The following is a 20,447-nucleotide window of genomic DNA, read 5'->3' on the forward strand; positions in this document are numbered from 1 at the left end:
TCCGGGTTCTGTAAGCCGCGCATTGATAACGCTGTCAGTTCTGCCAGGTTGTGTAATAAACCGGAATACCCCGCGAGTTGGTGATGGATGCATAATTGAAACCTGGCGCAAACGACTCTCCGCCTGCGAAGGTGTAACCAAATGCGCTGAATTCAATACCACCGCCGACCTGGCTCAACTCGGTCTCGTTCAGCACTCGAAGTGCTGGTCCGGCAGGAAGCGCATTATGTGCCTGTTGTGGGTTCACTGCTTGAGTCATGGCGTTGTTTCCTCTGAAAGTGTCATTGATAAATCAGGGCTTCCGTACCGTTGAACGACGGAAGACAACACCATTAAAGTCACCGCTTACACACACCTCAATAGCACAAATGAGCTATTCGTTAGTGTGTCTTTTGGCCATTAGTTCATGTGTGCTATTGAGGTTAGTTGTCGTCAGGACTGTAATGCGTGGTCCGTTTGTGGTGCCTGTTTTATGGAGCATTCCTGATGATTGAAGCGATGGTCATTCATGCTCTTTCGACCTGAAGCGCTTGATGCGCAAAAGCGCAGTACGTTGGGGACGGTTTTGCTGGTCAGTCCATTATCGATGAGGCTGGCCGCTGCGGTGGCGTTGCTGTTTTGCATCAGCATGGGCCTGTTCCTGACCTTCGCCACCTACACCAAACGTACAGCCGCAAGCGGCGTACTGCTGCCTGAAACCGGCCTGATCAGGATCTACTCACCACAAGCTGGCGTGATCACCCGGCTCGACATCGTCGAGGGGCAACAGGTTGCAGACGGCGCTGTGCTGATGGCCTTGTCCAGCGACACACAAAGCGGTGAGGCGGGTGGCGCGCAACGGGCGATCAGCCTGTCGATCAAACGTCGTCAGGAAAGCCTCGCTCAGGAAATCGACGAGACGCTCGCTCTGCATCTTCAGGAGCTGGAGGGCAAGAAACGTCAGGTCGCGGCGCTTGAAACCGAGCAGCAGAAAATACTCGCGCAGATCGACCTGACGCGTCAGCGGCTGGCTTTGACCAAGGGCCTTGCCGAGCGCTACGCCAACCTGCAACGCCAGGACTACGTGTCCCGTGATCAGCTTCAGGAAAAGCAGGATGCAGTTCTGGACATGCGCCTGCGGGGCGAAGAGCTGAATCGCTCGCTGCTGACGGTTCGTGCCGAAAGCACCAGGCTGCGGGCGGAACTGGTCGAGCTGCCGTTCAACCAGAGCAAGCAGCTTGCCGATCTGCGACGCAGGCTGGCCGAGAATCAGGACCGCTTGATCGAAAGTGAAACCAAACGAGAGATTTTCATCACCGCACCGACGCTGGGTGAGGCCACGGCGATCGCGGTCTCCAATGGATCACGAGTCGACAGTACGCGACCGTTACTGAGCATTGTGCCTGCCGACGCAAAACTGCACGCCGAACTGTATCTGCCCAGCCGCTCCGTGGGGTTCGTGCGCACTGGTGACACGGTGATGTTGCGTTACCAGGCCTATCCCTATCAACGCTTTGGACTGCAACCGGGCAGGGTGTCATCGATCTCGCGTACCGCGTTGCCGGCCGATGAAGTCATGACCCTGGGCAACGTTTCCGAGCCGATGCGTGAACAGGGGCCTTTCTACCGGGTCACGGTTGCCCTGGCGTCTCAAACCATCGACGGCCAGGGCATGCACGAGCGCTTGCGTTCCGGCATGCAACTGGACGCCGACATCATGCAGGAAAGGCTGCCGCTCTATGAATGGATGCTGGAGCCTTTGCGCGGAATAGGAAAGCGGCTTTGAACCTGAGAAATACCTTCGCTTTTGGTGTGGGGAGAAAGCTGCCGGTTGTGCTCCAGGCCGAAGCCACTGAATGTGGCCTGGCGTGCATGGCCATGATCGCCAGTTATCACGGCCAGCACAGTGACCTCTTGTCGTTGCGGCAACGTCTCTCGCCCTCAATGAAAGGGGTCAACCTCAAGCAACTGACCCACATGGCGGCGCGGCTCGGGTTGGGCAGCCGTGCGTTGCGGGTCGAGCTGAATGCGCTCGGTCAGTTGCAGTTGCCCTGCGTGCTGCACTGGAACTTCAACCATTTCGTAGTGCTCAAGGAGGTCAACGCACGCGGTGTGGTGGTGCATGATCCGGGGCGTGGCGTGTGCAAGCTGACGCTTGACGAGGTGTCGGCAGCATTTACCGGCGTGGCACTGGAGTTGTGGCCGGAAAGTGATTTTCAGCCCGCCGCTGCACAGCCGCCGATCCCGCTGCGCAAACTGCTGGGACGAGTACAGGGCTTTGGCCGGGTGCTGACGCAGGTGTTGCTTCTGGCCCTGGCATTGGAGCTGTGCACAATCCTCAGCCCGTTTTTCATGCAGACCGTTATCGACAAGGTGCTGGTCAGCGCAGACCTGGACCTGCTGACGGTGCTGGCGATCGGCTTTGGCCTATTGCTGATCATTCAGCACACTGTTGCGCTGGCCCGTGCTTGGGCGCTGATGTACTTGGGCACGATGCTCGGGTCACAGTGGCAGATCAATGTCTTTACCCATCTGCTGCGCTTGCCGGTGGCATTTTTCGAGCGTCGCCATCTGGGCGATATCGTCTCGCGCTTCGGTTCTCTGAAGGCCATCCAGCAGACCGTGACCACATCGTTCATTGAGGCCCTGCTGGACGGGCTGATGACAGTCGTCACGCTGGGGCTGATGATTGCCTATAGCCCGAAACTGGCGCTTGTTGCTGTGGTGGCGATGATTATCTACGGGCTGGCGCGCTGGATCTGGTTCGGGCCGTTGCGGCGTGCCAGCGAGAACCAGCTGGTCCATGCTGCTCGCCAGCAGTCGCACTTTCTGGAAAGCGCGCGCGGTGTGCGCACCATCAAGCTGTTCAATCGGCATGAACAGCGTTGCAGTGCCTGGAGCGCTTTACTGGTCGAGGAAATCAATGCCGGTCTGCACCCGCAAAAACTGCAACTCGCCTATCGGGCCTTCAACGGCGTGCTGTTCGGGCTGGTCACGATCATTGTTATCTGGATGGGTGCCAGACTGGTTCTGGAAGGGCAATTCAGCGCCGGTATGCTGATTGCGTTCAACTCGTACAAGGAGCAGTTCAACGGTCGGGTGGCCGGTCTGATCGACAAGATTGTCGACGTGATCATGTTGCGCCTGCACGGTGAGCGGCTCGCCGACATCGTGCTGCACGATGCCGAGCCGATTGCCGGTCCGGATGCGTTTGATGACGCGTGCAACGACAGGGTGCCCAGCCTTGAAGTGCGTCAATTGCGCTTTCGCTATTCCGAGCACGAGCCGTATGTGCTGGACGACGTGTCAATTCATGTCCGCGCAGGCGAATCGGTAGCCATCGTCGGTCCCTCGGGGGGCGGTAAAAGTACCTTGCTCAATGTCATGCTGGGCATTCTGGCGCCCTGCGCAGGCAGTGTTCTGCTGGATGGCTTGCCTGTCGGGCCGGAAAACATCGGCAGGCTGCGCCGTATCACCGGTACGGTGCTTCAGGACGATGTGTTGTTCGCCGGTTCCATCGGCGACAACATCAGCTTTTTCGAGACCGGTGCTGATCAGAAATGGATCGAGCAATGCGCGCATCTGGCTGCAGTCCACGATGATATTGCGCAGATGCCGATGGGCTATAACACGCTGGTGGGCGACATGGGCACGGTACTGTCCGGTGGGCAGAAGCAAAGGGTGCTACTGGCCCGCGCCCTCTACAAGCGCCCGCAACTCCTGTTTCTCGATGAAGCGACCAGCCACCTGGACATCAACAGGGAAGCCGCGGTCAATCAGGCGCTGCAGACGCTGAACATCACCCGCATCATCGTTGCCCACCGCCCGGAAACCATCCGCACGGCGGATCGGGTCGTGGCGCTTGCGCAAGGCCGGGTTGCCTACGATGGCCCGGTGCTGAATGAGGCTCCTTCAGCGTGAGGCGGCGGGGCATGATTCGTTGCGCTGGCTGGCAGTGTCTGTTGAGCGCGTTTTGCCTGTTAATGGCGTCGTTGTGCATGGCCGATGCCCGTGTGGACGCATGCCCCGGCTCCAGTCGTCTGCCAGACGCATTGAGTCTGGCAACGGCCGTGTCTGTCGCGCTGTGTGCCGATCCGAAATTGCGTGAGGTGTGGCTGACCGAGCTGGCACGGCAGGCTGACCTGGATGCCGAGCATTCGGCTTACTATCCGACCGTGCAGGGGCAGTTTCAAAAGGGGCGGGCTGGCAAGACCACGCGCTACCCGGGTTTTCCAGAAGCCGACTCCAGGTTGAACTCCAACACCAGCGTCTACGGCCTCAACCTGAGCTGGGTATTGTTCGACTTTGGTCTGCGCGCCGCCAAAGTCGAAAGCGCCCGGCAGTTGTTGAATGTCGCCAGTAGCAGCCGGATCGAAGAGGTGCAGAAGTCGATGCTTGCCACCGCCCGGGTGTTCTATCAAGTGCAGGCGAACATGGCGCTGTTGCACGCCAGAATCAGCGCCGAGCGTCTGGCGGCCAACAGTCTGAAAGCCGCTGACGCAAAGTATCGCGAGGGTGCCGGCGAGCAGACGGATCGTCTCCAGGCTCAATCCAGTTATGCCGAAGCACAATTGAACAGGGTCATGGCGGAGGGCGATCTGGCAGCGGTGCAAGGCGAGTTGGCCAGTCAGCTGGGGTTGTCGCCGTCGGCACCGCTCAAGCTGGTTGAGCTGGATGAGCCAGGGGCCGATGAAGGAGTGTTTCTGGGCAACGTCAATAGCCTGATGGAGCAGGCCAGGGCGTCCCACCCGGCTATCGAAAAGGCCCGCGCCGACTGGGCGGCGAGCCAGGCCAAGGCCGATGCGGCAAAAGCCCAGGGGCTGCCGACGGTGTCGCTGTTCAGCAATTACAGCCGCCAGGACACGCCTATCGAGCAGGTTTCAACCCGTCAGGAGGTGAACACCTGGACCATCGGTGTGCAAATTACGGTGCCGATTTTCGATGGCTTTCTCAATCGGCGCAGAGCGCGGGCCGCCCGTTACGAAAGCGCCGCCCGCGAACAGGCCCTGCACGAGGTTGAAAACAGTATTGCGCTCAGTGTCTGGAAGAGTCGACAGACCCTGGAGTCCAGAACGAGGGCGCTGGCAATCAGTCGTCTTTTTGTCGAGAGTGCCAGCAAGTCTTACGAAATTGCCCAGGGTCGTTACAAAGCAGGCGTTGGCAGTATTCTTGAGCTTCTGCGCTCGCAAAACGATCTGAGCGCGGCGACTCAGAAACGCGTGGAGTCTCTGGTCAACTGGCATAACGCCAAGCTGCAATTGGCATCTGACCTTGGCAGCCTGAACATCGGCGACTGATGCCGTTCCAGGCCCCGCGTGATCGACTGCATGGACGCAAGAATGTACTGCGCTCGCTGCACAACGAGGTGCGTCCATGAAAGACCGAAAGAAAAACGCTGAACTGGATCAGGCTACCTTGCGGTTGATCGTGGCGACGTTTGCGATCAGCTATGTATCGTTGATTGGTCTTCTGCCGGGGCTCAAGGTTGCCACCTATCAGCCCATCATTTTCTACTATGCGGGCTTTCTGGTGGTTTCTCTGGTCTTGCGCCAGCACATCATCAGCTATCCAGGTGTGTTTGCGTTGCGCCGTGTATTCGGGATGGTGCATGACTACACTGCCATTTCCGTCGGACTGATCGTTGGCGGGGAGGCAACACTGCCGGTTTTCAGCGTGATGGTCTGGGTCACTCTAGGCAACGGCATGCGCTTTGGTTCGCGATATCTTGCAATTGCGGCGTCCCTGGCCTTGTTGGCGATACTGGTCATCTATCAGTTGACGCCGTACTGGCAGGCGCAGCCATTTATGGTTTTGATGCTCGTCGCCGTCACTATTCTGGTGCCTGGCTATGCGCACATTCTGTTGGTGAGGGCTCGCGAGGCGTCAGAGCAGGCGACCGTGGCCAATCGCGAGAAGGAGCGGTTTCTGGCTCAGGCCAGCCATGACCTGCGCCAGCCCATCCACTCCATCGGCATGTTTACCGCTTGCCTGCGATCAAGCCCGCTGGGCGATTATGAGCGTCAACTGGTCGATAACATCGATCGCTCCCTGCACAACGTGTCGCAGCTGTTTCGCTCGATTCTGGACATTTACACGCTGGACAGCGGCAAGGTTTCAGCCAAGTCGGATGTGGTCAATCTGGGTGACATGCTCAATGAAGTCGCTCATCAGAACACTGCGGCTGCCCGCTGGGCCGGTGTAGAGCTTCGGGTGCGACCTTGTCGACGCTGGGTCAGGGTCGATGCCACGTTGCTCGCCACGATGGTGCAGAACATCATTTCCAATGCGCTCAAATATGCCCCTGATCACCCGGTGCTGATCGGTGTGCGCAGCCATGCTGGGCGTCTGTCGATCAGTGTGTATGACCAGGGCCGGGGTATCGCTGCCGAACATCTGCCCAGGGTCTGTGACGAGTTCTACCGCATCCGCCATGTGCGCGACAAAGACGTGGAGGGCGTCGGGTTGGGGTTGTCCATCGTCAAAAGGCTCAGCCAGATTCTCAATGTGCAAATCGCGATTGTCTCGCGAATAGACCGCGGGACTACGGTCACCATTCATGGGCTTGAAGAAGTGAGCGCGCCTGTTCGGGTGGTACCCAAGAAGGCATTGGGCGAGAGCCTGCTCAAAGGGGTCAGGGTGTGTCTGGTGGAGGACGACCAGAACGTTCTGATGGCCACCGCAGCGCTGCTTGAACGATGGGGATGCGAAGTGCAGACCGCCCGATCGGCGGAGGGGCTGACCACTCATTGCGATATTATCGTCGCCGATTACGATCTGGGCACAGTGGCCAACGGCCTGGACTGCATTGAGGGCATACGAGCTGCCCGTGGCTGGGACGTGCCTGCGCTGATTGTTACCGGGCGGGAAGTGGAAGTCGTGCTTGAGTCAATGCAGGGCGCGGAAGTTTCAGTGTTGTCCAAGCCGTTGCGGCCTTCGGAACTGCGCCTGAACCTGCTCTCGATTCGCGAGCGGCGGATGAGTATTCCCTGACCTGCGTGCACACGGGCCAGGGAATAACGGGGCATCAGGCAGTAATGAATGGCCCGCGAATATCCGACGGCGGGGGCACGTCAGGGAATGGATACACGCAGATCGGGTCCGGTTTGATCACACCAATGCCAGGCACCGGCATGATGGTGAAATCGGCACCACCGGAGACGCTGTACATCTCGGCGTCTGTCAGTTCATGAGCATGAACCGAATAATTGTCGACGGTGGTTCCAGTGGTTTTCTGATTGCGGATAATCATGTCAAACCTCGTGGTCATTATTGAAAAATACGGTAAACCGAGTTGGCGGTCGGGTGGCTTGATCCTCGTGTGCAATAAGTTGTATCCAGAGGCTGGCGGTCTGTGAGTTTTGCAGCCGGACCAACCTTTGCAAGACGTTAGATGATCAAGTCATTCATCATGAGTCTGGGCTGATCAGGTTTCCTGCCGACGCCGAGCGATGGCGGCCACCGCTGTAAACATGCCGGCAAGGCCAATGTAATGCCATTGAAAATCAAGACTGGCGGCAATAAGAAACGCAAGCGCTGCCAGCCAGAACAGTCCCGACGAATTGACGGTTTTCCCAAAGAGCTTATGACGATCGGTCATCATAATGTTCTCCTGTTTTCCCGGCAGGTGCCTGCACTGCGCTGCCCGCCCGGAATGGCAAGGCGTGTTACTGCGCCATCTGGTAGGTCTGAAAGGCGTCAATCGCGCTGGCCCCTGCCACGCCGACCAATATGACACCCGCACCGACGGCAGTCACCGGAGCCAGCGCCGCAGCAGCGGCTACTACGCCTATGGCTGTCACGCCTTCTCCTACCGTCATACCGCCACCGATCTGTGCCAGTTCTTCATTATTGAGTTCGCGCATCATTAATTCCTTATTCATTTGAAATCACCTTTTGTCGTGTTATTTCAAAGTTTCTGGTCAGTAAGCCATTAGCGCTTTACAGGCATTTCAGTCATTGCCTGATACGTGTTAATGGTCGTTACAATACTTAACCAGTGTGCACGCTAAAGAAATAGTACAAGTGTGCTAAGACAGTGGCTTGATATTAAAAGGCTATTATTGTGAGGCGTTAGTGTGTTGCGCTGCAGCAGTGGATTGAGTGTTTGCCCAGTCTTCGATCAAACCGGCATACAGCTCGACGCACTGTTGAAGTTTGCTGACCTCACGATACTCATCCACCTTGTGGGCCATGCTCGGCTCTCCTGAGCCTGTCTTCACGATGATGCGGGCGAACCTGACCTTGATATGTTCCCAAGCCAGGGCGCTCCTCCAATCTCATCGGTGCAATATCGCCTGATGAATTTCCTGTAGTGGCATGATCCTCTGCGCAGCATTCAGTTTGATGGCTTCCTTGGGCATGCCGAATACGACGCAACTGGCTTCATCCTGAGCCACTGTCGAGCTTCCGGCATCAAGCATCTCCTTTAAACCGCGTGCGCCGTCGTCGCCCATGCCGGTCATGATGATGCCCGTAGCATTCTTGCCGGCGAATTTGGCCACCGAACGAAACAGCACGTCCACTGAAGGGCGGTGGCGGTTGACCAGTGGGCCGTCGATGACCTGAACGTGGTAATAGGCACCGCTGCGAGTGACCATCATGTGTTTGCCGCCGGGCGCAATCAGGGCCAGGCCGGGCAGGATGCGGTCGTTGTTTCTGGCTTCGCGTACCTCGATCTGCGACAAGCCGTTGAGACGTTCGGCGAACGAGGCCGTGAATTTTTCCGGCATGTGCTGAACGATGACCATGCCCGGACAGACTCTGGGCAGGGCAGTCAGCACCGCTTCCAGTGCCTGAGTGCCGCCGGTCGAGGTGCCGATGGCCACAATGCGCTCGGTGGTCTGCGCCATGGCGTGACCGCTGGCTGCGGGCAAAATGGCGTCTGCGGTGAGTTTGCTTGCCGGGGCCAGAACGGGCGGAGCCGTGCGCTTACCGAGGTTTTTGACGTTGGAGTTCGCCGCTGCGCGGACTGCCGCGACCAGCTCGGCGGCTGAATCAATGAGGAAGTTCTTCAGGCCGGTGGTAGGTTTGGTGATGATTTCCACCGCCCCGGCAGACAGCGCCTGCAACGAAGTTTCTGCGCCTTTCTGGGTCAGCGACGAGCAGATCACCACTGGCGTTGGCCGTTCGCTCATGATCTTCTTGAGAAAGGTGATGCCGTCCATGCGGGGCATTTCCACGTCCAGCACGATGACGTCCGGCCATTCCTGAGCCAGCTTGGCCATGGCGAATATCGGGTCCGACGCCGCGCCCATGACGTGAATATCGGGGGTGTCGTTGAGAATGGCCACGAGTACCTGGCGAACGACGGCCGAATCATCGACCAGCAGTACGCTGATTTTTTTGTTTGGCATCTTTTTCCATTGCTTCCATTGGTTGGTGCCTGACCCATACGTTTCCGTCCCACAGGTCGAAGATGATGCTGCGATGGCCGGTGCTGCCCAGATCCTGAGCCATCAGCTTCAAGCGGTGCTGTTCGGCCAGCGCAAGCGCCGCATGAACGTTGCTGTCAGCGACGTTCTGCATGTGCGGGTCATGGCGATGAGCTGGAAACATTTCGCCGCCGCCAAACAGTTTGACCTGATATTCCTCCGGCAGGGTGCCATTGGCCAGCGCATGGCGAATGAGTATTTCCATCGCTTCGTCAGCGTACCTGCCGTCCAGTGGCTGATGCCTGCGTATGCGCCCGGGCAACATGAAGTGGCACATGCCGCCAATACGCCGCCACGGGTGCCAGAAGGTAATCGCCACGCATGAACCCAGCAACGTGCGCAGGCGAGTCGGCCGGGTCTGAAAGACCACTTCGCCAGGCCCCAGCACTATTTCGGCTACACCGACAGGCGTGTTCATGGTTTGCGGTAAATCGAAGGGGAGACCATTTTCAACATGTCATTTACACCGTTCAGGCTTTCTGAGTGGCTGATGATGAAATAGCCTCCTGGCTTGAGACGCGGGATCAACCGCGCCACCACTTTGCTTTTGGTTTCCTGATCGAAATAAATCATCACATTGCGCAGGAAGATTACGTCGAACTCGCCCAGATCCGGCAGGGTGTCATTGAGATTGACCTGCACGAAACTGACCCGGCTGCGCAACGACTTGTCGATCAGGAAGGTTCCTTCCTGGCGACCTATGCCTTTCAGACAGTATTTGAACAGCAAAGGTTGCGGTAACGTCTCGGTGCGTTCCATGGGGTAGTGACCGCTGCGCGCCTTGCTCAGCACGCGGGTGCTGATGTCCGAGCCGATCACTTCCCAAGGGGTTGTGCCCAGTTGTTCGGCCAGGGTCATGGCCAGGCTGTAGGGCTCTTCGCCAGACGAACTGGCAGCGCTCCAGATGCGGAACATTTTGCCGTGCGTGACCTTGGGCAGCACCTGCTGACGCAGAAAATCGAAGTGCTTGGGTTCGCGAAAGAAATACGTTTCGTTGGTGGTCAGCAGGTCCAGCGCCACTTGCAGCTCGCCGTTGCGCTGATCGTTCATGATCAGCTTGAAATACTCGCCATAGTTGTCCAGCTCGTAATGCTTGAGACGCTTGAACAGACGGCCGGCGACCAGCGCTTTCTTGGCCAGCGTCAGTTTGATGCCCGCAGCGCTGTACAACCAGGCCTGGAACTGGCCGAATTCGCGATCAGTGAGCGATGCTGTGTCAGGCATGTGCAGGTCTCACGTCGCGTCGGCGTCGGAAGGCAGCGACTGGCTTGCCTCGGCGAGGCTGGACATCTCATCGATAGACAACACGCGATCGACCTCAAGGACAATGACGAACTTGCCGTCGACCTTGGCCATGCCGCTGATGAAGTCGGCACGAATGCGCGCACCGAAGTTCGGTGGCGGTTCGATCTGCGAGGCCGGTATTTCCAGCACCGCCGAGACGTTATCGACCAGCAGGCCGATGTCCTGCGGCTGGCCGTCCTCGCTGCTGGCCTCGATGATGATGACGCACGAGCGCCGGGTGATGTCCGAGTTCTGTCGCCCGAAGCGCGCCGACAGATCAACCACGGGCACTACAGCGCCGCGCAGGTTGATCACCCCGCGCACGAAGGCGGGCATCATCGGCACCACCGTCAGGCTGCCGTATTCGATGATTTCCTTGATGCCCAGAATGCCGATGGCAAACATCTCGCCACCGAGCATGAAAGTCAGGTACTGCGCCTCTTCCTCGACCGCCGTGGCGGTCTGTCGAGTCGTGACCAATGAGCCCATGTCGTTCTCCCTGTGAATCGCTATCGAGGCCGGCAATCAGCAGCCAGTCATCAGAAACGAGTGAATTCCGATTCGTCCGGGGCGCCCGCCATGCTTTGCGCAAACGCCTTGCGCGGAGCCTGTTGCGGTGGGCGCGGGGGCTGGCGGTTCGGGCTGCTGCGACCGTCGACAGGGCTGCCTTGTGCGACGGCCCTTGGCGATGCATCGAGGGTGAAGAAGCTCATGGCCTGTTGCAGCTGTTCGGCCTGACTGCTCATCTCTTCAGCGGTGGCGGCCAGTTCTTCGCTGCTTGATGCGTTTTGCTGAGTGACCTGATTGAGCTGGGTCATGGCGGTGTTGATCTGCGCAACACCGGCAGCCTGTTCCTCTGAAGCCGCGCTGATTTCCTGCACAAGGTCTGACGTCTTGTTGATCGACGGCACCATTTCGTCCAGCAGCTTGCCAGCCTTTTCGGCCATTTCCACACTGCTTGACGACAGCTCGCCAATCTCCTGAGCCGCGACCTGGCTGCGTTCAGCCAGCTTGCGCACCTCGGCGGCCACTACCGCGAAGCCCTTGCCATGTTCGCCCGCACGGGCTGCTTCGATGGCCGCGTTGAGGGCAAGCAGATTGGTCTGGTAAGCGATGTCGTCGATGATGCTGATGCGTTGGGCGATTTTCTTCATCGCCACGACGGTCTGCTGCACCGATTCGCCGCCGTCAGTCGCTTCCTTGGCAGCCTTGCTGGCCATGCCATCGGTGACTTTGGCGTTCTCGGTGTTCTGGTTGATGCTGGCGCTCATCTGCTCGACCGACGCGCTGGTCTCTTCGACGCTGGCCGCCTGTTCGCTGGTGGCCTGGCTCATGGATTGCGCGGTGGCGCTGACTTCTTCCGAAGCGCTGGCCAGGTTGTCGGCGGCGTTACGCACTTCGCCGATAATGTGTGACAGCTTGCCGACCATGTTGCGCATGGCGTTCAGCACCATGCCGGTTTCATCCTTGGAACCGTGCCCGATATGGGCGTTCAGGTTGCCCTCGGCCAGTTGCTCGGCGGCAGTCGCTGCCTCTTTCAGTGGCCGGGAAATGATCCGTGCAATGAACAGCGCCAGACCCAGGCCGACCAGCAAGGCTGCAACCAGAACGGCAATGATCGAGATGCGCGCGCTTTCGTACAGGCTCGTGCCTTTGTCGCCAGCGGCAGTCGCGCCGGCGTCGTTGAGCTCGACCATCTTTTGCAACTGGTTGGTCACTTCGTCGAAGTGCAGTTTGGACTCACCGCGCAGCAAGGCACGCGCTTCGGCCTCCTGGCCCTGCCGGGAGAGAGCGAACAGATTGTCGCTGACTTTCAGGTAGTTGGACCAGGAGGCACTCACGGCACTGAACATCTGACGGTCCTGATCGCTGACGATCAGCTTGTCGTAAGTGGCCAGCCGCGTTTCAAACTGTTTGCGCGATTCTGCTGCCTCAAGCTCCATCTGCGCCTTTTCCTGGGCAGAGTCGGCGGCAATGTGGCGGTTTTCCTTCAGCCGGAAGTTGGCGGCATAAAAGCGCATGCCCGACGCCGCGCGTACGGACGGCATCCAGTTTTCCTTGATGTCCTGGGCGGCCTGGTTGACCTGGCCCAGCTGGATAATGGCAAAGACTCCCATGGCCGCGGTCAACGCCAGAACCACCAGGAACGAGGTAATCAGCTTGGTGGAAATCTTCAGATCGTAAAACCATTTCATTGAAGTAACTCCTTGGGAATTGCAAATCCATCAGCGAGAAGTGGGCAATAGAGCTTGAGGCGCCTGGGTCGAGCGGGCTTCCATTTGGACGATCTGGTTGAGCAAGGCCGGTATGTCGAGAATCAACGCCACCGCACCGCTGCCCAGAATCGTCGAGCCGCTGATGCCGCGCAGTGCGCCGAACAGCTTGCCCAGCGGTTTGATAACGGTCTGGAACTCGCCGAGCAGGTCATCTACCACCAACCCGGCCTTGTGTTCGGCGTAGCGCACCACCACCACGTTCTGGCGTCGAGCAGCCGGGCCTTCATGGTTGAAGTGATCACGCAGGTAGACCAGCGGCAACACTTCTCCACGCAGGTCGAGGTAGCCGCTGTCGCGGGTCAGGTGACGATTCTGTTCGTCCAGCTCGATGCATTCCTGAACCATGTCCAGCGGGATCACGTAAGTCGACTGATCGATACCGACCAGAAAACCATTGATGATCGCCAGCGTCAGCGGCAGGCGAATGCGCACGATGGTGCCCTGACCGGGCTGGCTGTCCAGGTCGACAGTGCCGCGCAGCAAGGTAATATTGCGTTTCACCACATCCATGCCGACACCACGCCCTGACAGGTTGGTGACGGCCTCGGCGGTAGAAAAACCGGGCTCGAAGATCAGGTTGTAGATCTCCTGATCGGTGAGGCTTGCGCCAGCTGCCACCAGCCCGCGCTGCTGGGCCTTGTCGAGGATCCGCTCGCGGTTCAGGCCCGCACCGTCGTCGGCAATTTCAATGACGATGCTGCCGGAGTCGTGGTACGCATTAAGGCTCAAATGACCTTTTGCCGGCTTGCCTGCCGCGCGCCGTGCTTCGGCGCTTTCGATGCCGTGGTCCATGGAATTGCGCAGCAGGTGCATGAGCGGGTCGCCGATCTTCTCGACAACGGTTTTGTCCAGTTCGGTTTCCGCACCGTTGATAATCAGGTCGATGTCCTTGCCCAGCTCCTGGCTGACATCGCGTACTACGCGGCGGAAACGATTGAAGGTGTCGCCGATGGGGATCATGCGCAGGTGCAGCGCGCCATCCAGAATTTGCTCGACCAGCCCTGACACGGTCGAGCTGGCTTCCTGAAGCGGGTCGTTGTCGCACGAACGGGCCAGCAGGCTGGCTCCGGCGCTGGCAATGACCAGTTCGCCGACCAGGTTGATCAGCTCATCAAGCTTGTCGGCATTGACGCGCACATAACGGCCGTCCTTGTTTTTCTGCTCGCTGGCCGAAGAAGGGCGTTCTACAGCTGTTGCCGCAGCAGGAGCACGCGGCACGGCACGCTGGTCACCCAGCAGTTCGCCGCTGGCAACCGCTGGGCTGTGTTCGGTTTGCGAGACCAGTTCGGTGCCGGTAGGCTCGACGTGGTCTGGCGTCTCGTTCACCGGGGTGATTTCTACGGCGCAGTCTTCCCGCACGAAGTCGAACACTTCGTTGATCGCGGCATGCCCGGCAGACGAGCGAAAATCGATCTCGAAGCCCAGGTGGCAGGATTCCGGGTCCCACGCTTCCAGCGCCGGGATGCTGTCGGTGACGGTGGTGACCTGAACCATTTGCCCCAGAGTATTGAGGTAACGCAGGAACGACAGCGGGTCCATGCCGTTGCGAAACACATCCACGCCAAAACGCAGCGAGATATGCCATAGCACTTCGGCAGGCTGTTCATCGATCACACTCGGCGCTCGCGCCTCGTCAGCAGGCTGGGCATTGCCCGGTGCCTGATAGACCTGTAACGCCTGACGCAGCGCCGCTTCGCGTTCCAGAGCGGGCGGCTGCAATGGCTCGCCACGGCTGGCCACTACGTCGATCAACTCAAGCATGTGATCGCCGGACTTGAGCAACACCGCGATCAGCCCGGCGTCCACCGACACGCTGCCTTCACGCAGGCGGTCGAGCACGTCTTCAACGATGTGGGTAAAGCTGACGATAGGCGTCAGCCCGAATAGCCCGGCAGAACCCTTGATGGTGTGCGCTGCGCGGAACACTGCGCCAATCGCGTCCTGATCGCCGGGTTCGCTTTCGAGTTGCAGGAGGGATTCCTCCATGGCCTGCAACAGCTCACGCGCTTCAACAATAAATGTTTGCTGTGCCTGATCGAGGTTAATACTCACGATGGCTTCCTTGGTCGATCACTCGGCAATAATGCAAATGGACGCGCTACAGCACGACACCGGGATTACATAACTCGAAGGTTTCGGTGACTGCCTTGCTTTGCCCGGTCATGTGCAGCGAGGTCCCGGTCTTGCCGGCTTCGCGCTGGATGACTGCCAGCAATTGCAGGCCGGCACCGTCCATCTCGGTAACTTGCAACAAGTCGACTTCCACTCGCGCCGCACCAGTGATCTGCGGCAGCAAACGTGCGGCGAGTTCGGTCACGGTGTAGATCGTCAGCTCGCCGTCGATCTGCACGCGGGTGGCGTCAGCCTGATTGTCGTCTGGGGTTGGCATGCTGGCCTCCATGGCCCTTGATCTCAGGGCAGGATCAGCTTGGAAACCGCTGCGAGCATTTGCGCTGGCTGGAACGGTTTGACGACCCACGCCTTGGCGCCTGCCGCCTGACCTTCTGCCTTTTTCGATTCCTGAGATTCGGTGGTCAGCATGATGATCGGCGTGAACTTGTAACTGGCCAGCTTCTTCACTTCCTTGACGAACGTGATGCCATCCATGTTCGGCATGTTCACGTCGCTGATGATCAGGTGCACTTTCTGCCCGGTCAGCTTGCCCAGTGCATCTTTGCCATCGCAGGCCTCGATAACGTCGTATCCGGCACTTTTCAGCGCGATGCCGACAACCTGCCGGACACTGCTTGAATCGTCGACCACCAATACACTCTTAGCCATGATCTACTCCTAGAAAAACGTGATTTCCTGCGAATCCTGCTGTGCTGCCGATTCGCCGCGGTGAGTACGGCGTTGCTCGTCGGTCGCATAGGTGGACTCCATGCGCGCCAGCCATTGCCGGGCGTCGATGGCGACGGCCTCATCGGGGGACTGGCTGGCTTGCAACAGATGCGCGTGCAAAGAGTCGATGTTGTCGCGTACGTGAGCGAGAATCTGGCTGACCCGGTCCTGAAACTGCAGGTTTACAAGGACTTCGGTCATTTCGTCGCGAATACCGAAGCTCTCCTGCTTGAGCAGGTCGGCGGATTCGGCCAGGCGACCGGTAATGCTCTGGAAACGCTCCAGGACGTTCTGGATGCTTTGCTCGGAAGCGGCCACCGAATGGCTGTCCTGATCAGCACCGCTGGAGGCGGCCTGCACCAGTTGCGTGATGGCGTTATTGATGATGTCGACCTTGGCCGACATCTGCTGACCGGTTTCGCTGGACTTGCTCGACAGGCTGCGCACCGCGTCGGCGACCACGGCAAAACCACGGCCAGCTTCGCCTGCGCGGGCCGCTTCAATCGCGGCGTTAAGGGCCAGCAGGTTGGTCTGTGCGGCAATGGCTGCGACGTCCGCGGCCATGGTGCGCAACTCGCCTGTGTAGGCGGTCAGGCTGCGAACCTGGGAGAGCGTCTGGTCGCGGCTGGCCTGAGTGGCTTTAAGGGAGTCAATCACCTGGCTCAGCTCGCTGTCGCTCTGGGACAGGACTTTCAGAGCGCCATCGGCATTCTGACCGTCCAGCTCACCGGCAGCGTGCTGCGAGGCCTGCACGGTTTCCTGCAAGCGTTCGGAAATTCCCATAAAGCGGCTGCTCAGCTCGACAATGGCGGTTTCGGTCTGCTGGCGCGAACTTTCGACCTGTTTGGCCCAGATCGGCATGGCACCGAGAAAGACTTCATTGAGCTGTGCATGGGAGGCCATGGCGCTGGTTTGAGCGTTATGTGCCTGGTGATGGTCCAGCGCTTGGGCAACAGCGCGACGCACGTCGTTCTGCTGGGTGCGGGCAGCCAGTGCACAGGCACCGAGACCGATAGCGAGCAGTGCCGCACAAGCAAGCAGATTGGTCGTACTCGTACCGGATTGCGTGAGGATCCAGGCAACGGCAGGTATGACGGGAATCAGAGAAAACCAGATGAAATGCGGACGACTTTGCGCAGGAGTACTGCTGGAATGATTCGACATCATAGGTTCGATCCCTGAACAGTGCAGCGTTGTACACGACTCAATGGTTATCTGCGCGGTGCAGACGAACTTGATACCTGTACGAGCGCCTTCCGTCCGATCGCATCGCGCAGAGCCCGGTCAGATTAAAAATAGCGGGTATTCAGGGCACTGCAAGTCAGTGCAGAGCGAGATTCACTCAAGAGAGGACGCAGAGCGTCCAGAACGGCATGACGATAGTGTTCTCCCCGCACGCCTCTCGTTCCTCACGCTCCAGCGTGGGAATGCATTTCACGACGCTCTGCGTCGCAAGTTCTGCGCTGCACAGGTCAATTCAATAGAGGACGCAGAGCGTCCAGAACAGCATACCCACGCGGAGCATGGGCACGATGGTGTTCTTGTGGCCTGCGCTGCACAGGTCAATTCAAGAGAGGACGCAGAGCGTCCAGAACAGCATGCCCACGCGGAGCATGGGCACGATGGTGTTCTTGCGGACTGCGCTGCACAGGTCAATTCAAGGAGGACGCAGAGCGTCCAGAAGGGCATGCCCACGCGGAGCATGGGCACGATGGTGTTCTTGCGGACTGCGCTGCACAGGTCAATTCAAGAGAGAACGCAGAGCGTCCAGAGCGGCATGCCCACGCTGGAGCATGGGCACGATGGTGTTCTTGCGGACTGCGCTGCACAGGTCAATTCAAGAGATGACGCAGAGCGTCCAGAAGGGCATGCCCACGCGGAGCATGGGCACGATGGTGTTCTTGCGCATGTCTCTCGACTGGCAGGCCTTAGTGCAGCTTCATCCGTGGTTCGGTGCCTTTGCCGATCTTGCTGCCCAGCATCAGCATCAGGGTGCGGAAGGTGCCGTACAGCGCCATCTGGTGCATGCGATACAGCGACACATAGAACATCCGCGCCAGCCAGCCTTCAAGCATCACGCTGCCCATCAGGTTACCCATCAGATTGCCGACTGCCGAGAAGCTCGACAGCGAGATCAGCGAGCCGTAGTCCTTGTAGGTGTACTCTGGCAAGGTCTTGCCTTCGATCCGCAGGCGCAGCGATTTGGCCAGCAACGACGCCTGCTGATGAGCTGCCTGAGCCCTTGGCGGGACATTGCGGTCGGTGCCTTTTTGCGGGCAGGCGGCGCAGTCCCCGAAGGCGAAAATATTCTCGTCACGGGTGGTTTGCAGCGTCGGCAGCACTTGCAACTGATTGATCCGGTTACTCTCCAGCCCATCCAGTTCATGCAGAAACGCCGGAGCTCGAATACCCGCCGCCCAGACTTTCAAACTGGCTGGGATGACCTGTCCGCTGGCCGTGATCAAGCCGTCGGCGGTCACTTCACTCACCGCGGCATTGGTCAGTACCGTCACGCCAAGTTTTTCCAGTGTCTTGTGTACCGGCGCGCCGATACGCTCTGGCAATGCAGGCAGCACCCGAGGCCCGGCTTCGATCACGGTAATGCGCAGGTTTTCCGGCTTGATCTGGCCCAGCCCGTAAGCCGCCAACTCGTGCGCCGCGTTGTGCAGTTCTGCCGCCAGTTCAACACCAGTCGCACCTGCGCCAACGATGGCCACGGTGATTTCCTGAGCAATGTCAGCCTGACCTGCGTGAGCACGCAGATAGTGGTTGAGCAGTTGCTGGTGGAAACGCTCGGCCTGCTTGCGGCTGTCGAGAAACAGGCAATGTTCCGCCGCGCCCGTGGTGCCGAAATCATTGGTGGTGCTGCCCACCGCGATCACCAGCGAGTCATAACCCAGGCTGCGTGCCGGAACCAGTTCGGCACCGTTTTCATCCAGCGTCTCGGCCAGATGAATCTGGCGGCTGGCGCGGTCCAGACCGGTCATGCGCCCGAGTTGAAACTGAAAGTGGTTCCACTTGGCCTGAGCCACGTAGTTCAGCTCGTCCTCATACGAGTTGAGCGAACCGGCAGCCACTTCGTGCAACAGCGGTTTCCAGATATGCGTCAGGTTGGCATCAACCAGCGTGACACTGGCCGTGCCTTTCTTGCCCAGGGTTTTACCCAGGCTGGTCGCCAGCTCCAGACCGCCAGCGCCGCCACCAACGATAACAATACGATGCGTCATAAGGATTACTCGGAAGGTTTAAGGAATTCGCGGGGAGCCTGATCTTCGCGAGCGCAAGGCAGCTCATAGCGTCAGAAGGCTCGATAAATGGGTTCATCACGGCAACACCGGGATCAGGAGCGGCCTGCGCTCGACTGGATGCCGGTTTGCCTGAAGGTACTCTTCGACACACCTTTGCGGTTCCGGGTTCAGGTGACTGCTCAATTTATGCGTTGTCTCAAGCGTGCTGACGGGCAGGGGGCCAGGGATCAGTGATTTCCAGCGGCTCGACCTGCAACACATCGTCCAGGCGGATGATGCCGCTTTGTAACACTCGCGCTGTGATTCCGCCATGCCCACGCACCGCCTGAAAGGTCCCGTGACCAAGGCGCTGCTCCAGACGCGCACAAGGCTGGCACCAGCCCGTGGTTTCAAAAATCGCCTGGCCGATACGGAAACGTCGGTTTTTCAGGCTGAACAGGTTGATGCCGCTGATCACCAGGTTGCGCCGCAAATCCTGTGGCACGATGGGGTTATCCGCAGAGCGGTTCAGCAACGAACCGACCACCGCCAGATGCTCCCACTGGATCAGCGTCACCTGCCGCGCATTGCGCGGGCCAGGTCGCGAATGATCGCCGGTCAGCCCCGCTTCGCGCCGCGCTTCCACCGCGTCCAGTTCGATCATCTCGACCCGCGACTCCGGACGCACACCAATCCAGCGCACACGGCCTTGTTGAGGCACATCGGCCAGCAGTTCCTGCAAGGGACTCATAAACTGATTCCAACATCGAAAACGACACTGCGGCCCAGGTTGGTACGCAGAAAATCCGGAGCGCCGGGATGTGCGAACAATACCCGAGCAAAGGTCGGCCCCACCAGCGACAACGAACGCCAGCCCTGACGCAAGTACTCGGTCGGTGGTGGAAAGTGACTGTTGAGGTCCAGCACCTCGCGCTTGAGGCTGGCGAAGGCGATGATATCCAGCCCGCCCAGGTCAATGCCGCGTTCGCGATAATTGGTGGATTTCTTGCGCAGGGTAGGGGCGAGTCGGTGCAGCAGTTCAGAGGCGGGAATCCGTTTGGGCTTGGCTTCCCGACGTACCAGCTGGCTCAACGAAAAAGCGCTACGTCGTCGCGCCAACTCCTCGCGCCACTCGTCATTGAGACGACGGCCCTCATCGAGCACAAAAAACACCTCGAAACGCCCGTCACGAAACAGCACATCCGGAGGCTCCTGAGTGGCCGGCGTGAAGTCCTCATTGCGATGCGCAATGTTCAGCCCCTGCAACAGGCGCTGACAAACCCAGCGCTCACGCTCCCACTTCCGCGCATTGGAAAGAAAGGCGTTGGCTTGTTCGGCCTGGATCGTCAACAGGCGTAGGTAGTCTGAGTCATCCATAGGGCCAAGCTTAGCGTTCAAGTTGCCATGAC

At 59.1% G+C, this 20,447-nt stretch carries 21 protein-coding genes and 1 pseudogene; 4 read left to right on the forward strand and 18 right to left on the reverse strand.

Annotated features, from left to right (window positions below):
* Window positions 1-34: 34 nt before the first annotated feature.
* Window positions 35-259, reverse strand: coding sequence for a hypothetical protein (locus tag RYB09_RS11480; RefSeq protein ID WP_004658688.1), 225 nt, complete (start codon window positions 257-259; stop codon window positions 35-37).
* 249 nt (window positions 260-508) lie between these two features.
* On the opposite strand from RYB09_RS11480, the gene RYB09_RS11485 reads away from it, so the two are divergent.
* The 4 genes from RYB09_RS11485 (at window position 509) to RYB09_RS11500 (ending at window position 6,969) form a co-directional block, all read left to right on the forward strand.
* On the forward strand, window positions 509-1,765 hold the full coding sequence (locus RYB09_RS11485) for an HlyD family secretion protein (RefSeq protein WP_058400329.1): 1,257 nt from the start codon (window positions 509-511) through the stop codon (window positions 1,763-1,765).
* Window positions 1,762-3,900 (forward strand): peptidase domain-containing ABC transporter, encoded by a 2,139-nt coding sequence (locus tag RYB09_RS11490; RefSeq protein WP_058400330.1) that lies wholly within the window; start codon window positions 1,762-1,764, stop codon window positions 3,898-3,900. Before RYB09_RS11485 ends, RYB09_RS11490 begins: the two co-directional genes overlap by 4 nt.
* 11 nt (window positions 3,901-3,911) lie before the next feature.
* Window positions 3,912-5,276, forward strand: coding sequence for a TolC family protein (locus RYB09_RS11495; RefSeq protein ID WP_316888482.1), 1,365 nt, complete (start codon window positions 3,912-3,914; stop codon window positions 5,274-5,276).
* Between the two features lie 76 nt (window positions 5,277-5,352).
* A complete protein-coding gene (locus tag RYB09_RS11500) occupies window positions 5,353-6,969 on the forward strand; it encodes a hybrid sensor histidine kinase/response regulator (protein WP_316888484.1) in 1,617 nt (538 codons plus the stop codon).
* A 34-nt stretch (window positions 6,970-7,003) separates the two neighbouring features.
* On the opposite strand, the gene RYB09_RS11505 is transcribed toward RYB09_RS11500, so the two are convergent.
* From RYB09_RS11505 to RYB09_RS11585, 17 genes and pseudogenes are all read right to left on the reverse strand, one after another.
* The gene (locus tag RYB09_RS11505; RefSeq protein WP_057420527.1) at window positions 7,004-7,228 is read right to left on the reverse strand and encodes a hypothetical protein; all 225 of its coding nucleotides are present in this window, start codon (window positions 7,226-7,228) and stop codon (window positions 7,004-7,006) included.
* Window positions 7,229-7,402: 174 nt separating this feature from the next.
* Window positions 7,403-7,579, reverse strand: a complete 177-nt coding sequence (locus RYB09_RS11510) for a hypothetical protein (RefSeq protein ID WP_193601051.1) — start codon at window positions 7,577-7,579, stop codon at window positions 7,403-7,405.
* Between the two features lie 64 nt (window positions 7,580-7,643).
* On the reverse strand, window positions 7,644-7,841 hold the full coding sequence (locus RYB09_RS11515; protein ID WP_058400333.1) for a hypothetical protein: 198 nt from the start codon (window positions 7,839-7,841) through the stop codon (window positions 7,644-7,646).
* A 195-nt stretch (window positions 7,842-8,036) separates the two neighbouring features.
* Window positions 8,037-8,189, reverse strand: a pseudogene (locus RYB09_RS11520) (M20 family peptidase); the annotation flags it as partial.
* Between the two features lie 66 nt (window positions 8,190-8,255).
* On the reverse strand, window positions 8,256-9,332 hold the full coding sequence (locus tag RYB09_RS11525; RefSeq protein WP_004663674.1) for a chemotaxis response regulator protein-glutamate methylesterase: 1,077 nt from the start codon (window positions 9,330-9,332) through the stop codon (window positions 8,256-8,258).
* Window positions 9,295-9,828 carry a chemoreceptor glutamine deamidase CheD gene (cheD, locus tag RYB09_RS11530; protein ID WP_003371235.1) on the reverse strand — a complete coding sequence of 178 codons (534 nt, stop codon included), beginning with the start codon at window positions 9,826-9,828 and terminating at the stop codon, window positions 9,295-9,297. The genes RYB09_RS11525 and cheD overlap by 38 nt, the downstream gene beginning before the upstream one ends.
* Window positions 9,825-10,634 (reverse strand): CheR family methyltransferase, encoded by an 810-nt coding sequence (locus RYB09_RS11535; RefSeq protein ID WP_058400336.1) that lies wholly within the window; start codon window positions 10,632-10,634, stop codon window positions 9,825-9,827. Before RYB09_RS11535 ends, cheD begins: the two co-directional genes overlap by 4 nt.
* A gap of 9 nt (window positions 10,635-10,643) precedes the next feature.
* Window positions 10,644-11,183 carry a chemotaxis protein CheW gene (locus RYB09_RS11540; RefSeq protein WP_002553202.1) on the reverse strand — a complete coding sequence of 180 codons (540 nt, stop codon included), beginning with the start codon at window positions 11,181-11,183 and terminating at the stop codon, window positions 10,644-10,646.
* A gap of 50 nt (window positions 11,184-11,233) precedes the next feature.
* Window positions 11,234-12,889, reverse strand: a complete 1,656-nt coding sequence (locus RYB09_RS11545; protein WP_316888488.1) for a methyl-accepting chemotaxis protein — start codon at window positions 12,887-12,889, stop codon at window positions 11,234-11,236.
* A 30-nt stretch (window positions 12,890-12,919) separates the two neighbouring features.
* Window positions 12,920-15,022 carry a chemotaxis protein CheA gene (locus tag RYB09_RS11550; RefSeq protein WP_316888491.1) on the reverse strand — a complete coding sequence of 701 codons (2,103 nt, stop codon included), beginning with the start codon at window positions 15,020-15,022 and terminating at the stop codon, window positions 12,920-12,922.
* A gap of 46 nt (window positions 15,023-15,068) precedes the next feature.
* Window positions 15,069-15,359 (reverse strand): STAS domain-containing protein, encoded by a 291-nt coding sequence (locus tag RYB09_RS11555; RefSeq protein ID WP_316888493.1) that lies wholly within the window; start codon window positions 15,357-15,359, stop codon window positions 15,069-15,071.
* A gap of 23 nt (window positions 15,360-15,382) precedes the next feature.
* Window positions 15,383-15,751, reverse strand: a complete 369-nt coding sequence (locus RYB09_RS11560) for a response regulator (RefSeq protein ID WP_002553206.1) — start codon at window positions 15,749-15,751, stop codon at window positions 15,383-15,385.
* 9 nt (window positions 15,752-15,760) lie between these two features.
* Complete coding sequence (locus tag RYB09_RS11565) at window positions 15,761-16,978, reverse strand: methyl-accepting chemotaxis protein (RefSeq protein WP_081004087.1); 1,218 nt, start codon at window positions 16,976-16,978, stop codon at window positions 15,761-15,763.
* A gap of 761 nt (window positions 16,979-17,739) precedes the next feature.
* Window positions 17,740-19,038, reverse strand: coding sequence for an NAD(P)/FAD-dependent oxidoreductase (locus tag RYB09_RS11570; protein ID WP_122259819.1), 1,299 nt, complete (start codon window positions 19,036-19,038; stop codon window positions 17,740-17,742).
* A gap of 96 nt (window positions 19,039-19,134) precedes the next feature.
* Window positions 19,135-19,371 (reverse strand): DUF3094 family protein, encoded by a 237-nt coding sequence (locus RYB09_RS11575; RefSeq protein ID WP_316888495.1) that lies wholly within the window; start codon window positions 19,369-19,371, stop codon window positions 19,135-19,137.
* Window positions 19,256-19,789, reverse strand: a complete 534-nt coding sequence (locus RYB09_RS11580; RefSeq protein WP_122259820.1) for an MOSC domain-containing protein — start codon at window positions 19,787-19,789, stop codon at window positions 19,256-19,258. Before RYB09_RS11580 ends, RYB09_RS11575 begins: the two co-directional genes overlap by 116 nt.
* Window positions 19,786-20,415: a DUF1780 domain-containing protein gene (locus tag RYB09_RS11585; RefSeq protein WP_003430735.1), complete on the reverse strand. Its 630-nt coding sequence runs from the start codon at window positions 20,413-20,415 to the stop codon at window positions 19,786-19,788. The genes RYB09_RS11580 and RYB09_RS11585 overlap by 4 nt, the downstream gene beginning before the upstream one ends.
* Between the last annotated feature and the right edge of the window lie 32 nt (window positions 20,416-20,447).

Origin of the sequence: Pseudomonas syringae group sp. J254-4, from assembly GCF_032586855.1 — a bacterium.
In the GTDB taxonomy this organism is placed as follows: Bacteria; Pseudomonadota; Gammaproteobacteria; order Pseudomonadales; family Pseudomonadaceae; genus Aquipseudomonas; species Aquipseudomonas amygdali.

Bases quoted from the DNA above. Each gene is read 5' to 3' on its own strand.
- RYB09_RS11480 (WP_004658688.1), bottom strand. From the start codon at position 259: ATGACTCAAGCAGTGAACCCACAACAGGCACATAATGCGCTTCCTGCC.
- RYB09_RS11485 (WP_058400329.1), top strand. From the start codon at position 509: ATGCTCTTTCGACCTGAAGCGCTTGATGCGCAAAAGCGCAGTACGTTG.
- RYB09_RS11495 (WP_316888482.1), top strand. From the start codon at position 3,912: ATGATTCGTTGCGCTGGCTGGCAGTGTCTGTTGAGCGCGTTTTGCCTG.
- RYB09_RS11500 (WP_316888484.1), top strand. From the start codon at position 5,353: ATGAAAGACCGAAAGAAAAACGCTGAACTGGATCAGGCTACCTTGCGG.
- RYB09_RS11505 (WP_057420527.1), bottom strand. From the start codon at position 7,228: ATGATTATCCGCAATCAGAAAACCACTGGAACCACCGTCGACAATTAT.
- RYB09_RS11510 (WP_193601051.1), bottom strand. From the start codon at position 7,579: ATGATGACCGATCGTCATAAGCTCTTTGGGAAAACCGTCAATTCGTCG.
- RYB09_RS11515 (WP_058400333.1), bottom strand. From the start codon at position 7,841: ATGCGCGAACTCAATAATGAAGAACTGGCACAGATCGGTGGCGGTATG.
- RYB09_RS11525 (WP_004663674.1), bottom strand. From the start codon at position 9,332: ATGCCAAACAAAAAAATCAGCGTACTGCTGGTCGATGATTCGGCCGTC.
- cheD (WP_003371235.1), bottom strand. From the start codon at position 9,828: ATGAACACGCCTGTCGGTGTAGCCGAAATAGTGCTGGGGCCTGGCGAA.
- RYB09_RS11535 (WP_058400336.1), bottom strand. From the start codon at position 10,634: ATGCCTGACACAGCATCGCTCACTGATCGCGAATTCGGCCAGTTCCAG.
- RYB09_RS11540 (WP_002553202.1), bottom strand. From the start codon at position 11,183: ATGGGCTCATTGGTCACGACTCGACAGACCGCCACGGCGGTCGAGGAA.
- RYB09_RS11545 (WP_316888488.1), bottom strand. From the start codon at position 12,889: ATGAAATGGTTTTACGATCTGAAGATTTCCACCAAGCTGATTACCTCG.
- RYB09_RS11555 (WP_316888493.1), bottom strand. From the start codon at position 15,359: ATGCCAACCCCAGACGACAATCAGGCTGACGCCACCCGCGTGCAGATC.
- RYB09_RS11560 (WP_002553206.1), bottom strand. From the start codon at position 15,751: ATGGCTAAGAGTGTATTGGTGGTCGACGATTCAAGCAGTGTCCGGCAG.
- RYB09_RS11565 (WP_081004087.1), bottom strand. From the start codon at position 16,978: ATGATGTCGAATCATTCCAGCAGTACTCCTGCGCAAAGTCGTCCGCAT.
- RYB09_RS11570 (WP_122259819.1), bottom strand. From the start codon at position 19,038: ATGACGCATCGTATTGTTATCGTTGGTGGCGGCGCTGGCGGTCTGGAG.
- RYB09_RS11575 (WP_316888495.1), bottom strand. From the start codon at position 19,371: ATGGCGGAATCACAGCGCGAGTGTTACAAAGCGGCATCATCCGCCTGG.
- RYB09_RS11580 (WP_122259820.1), bottom strand. From the start codon at position 19,789: ATGAGTCCCTTGCAGGAACTGCTGGCCGATGTGCCTCAACAAGGCCGT.
- RYB09_RS11585 (WP_003430735.1), bottom strand. From the start codon at position 20,415: ATGGATGACTCAGACTACCTACGCCTGTTGACGATCCAGGCCGAACAA.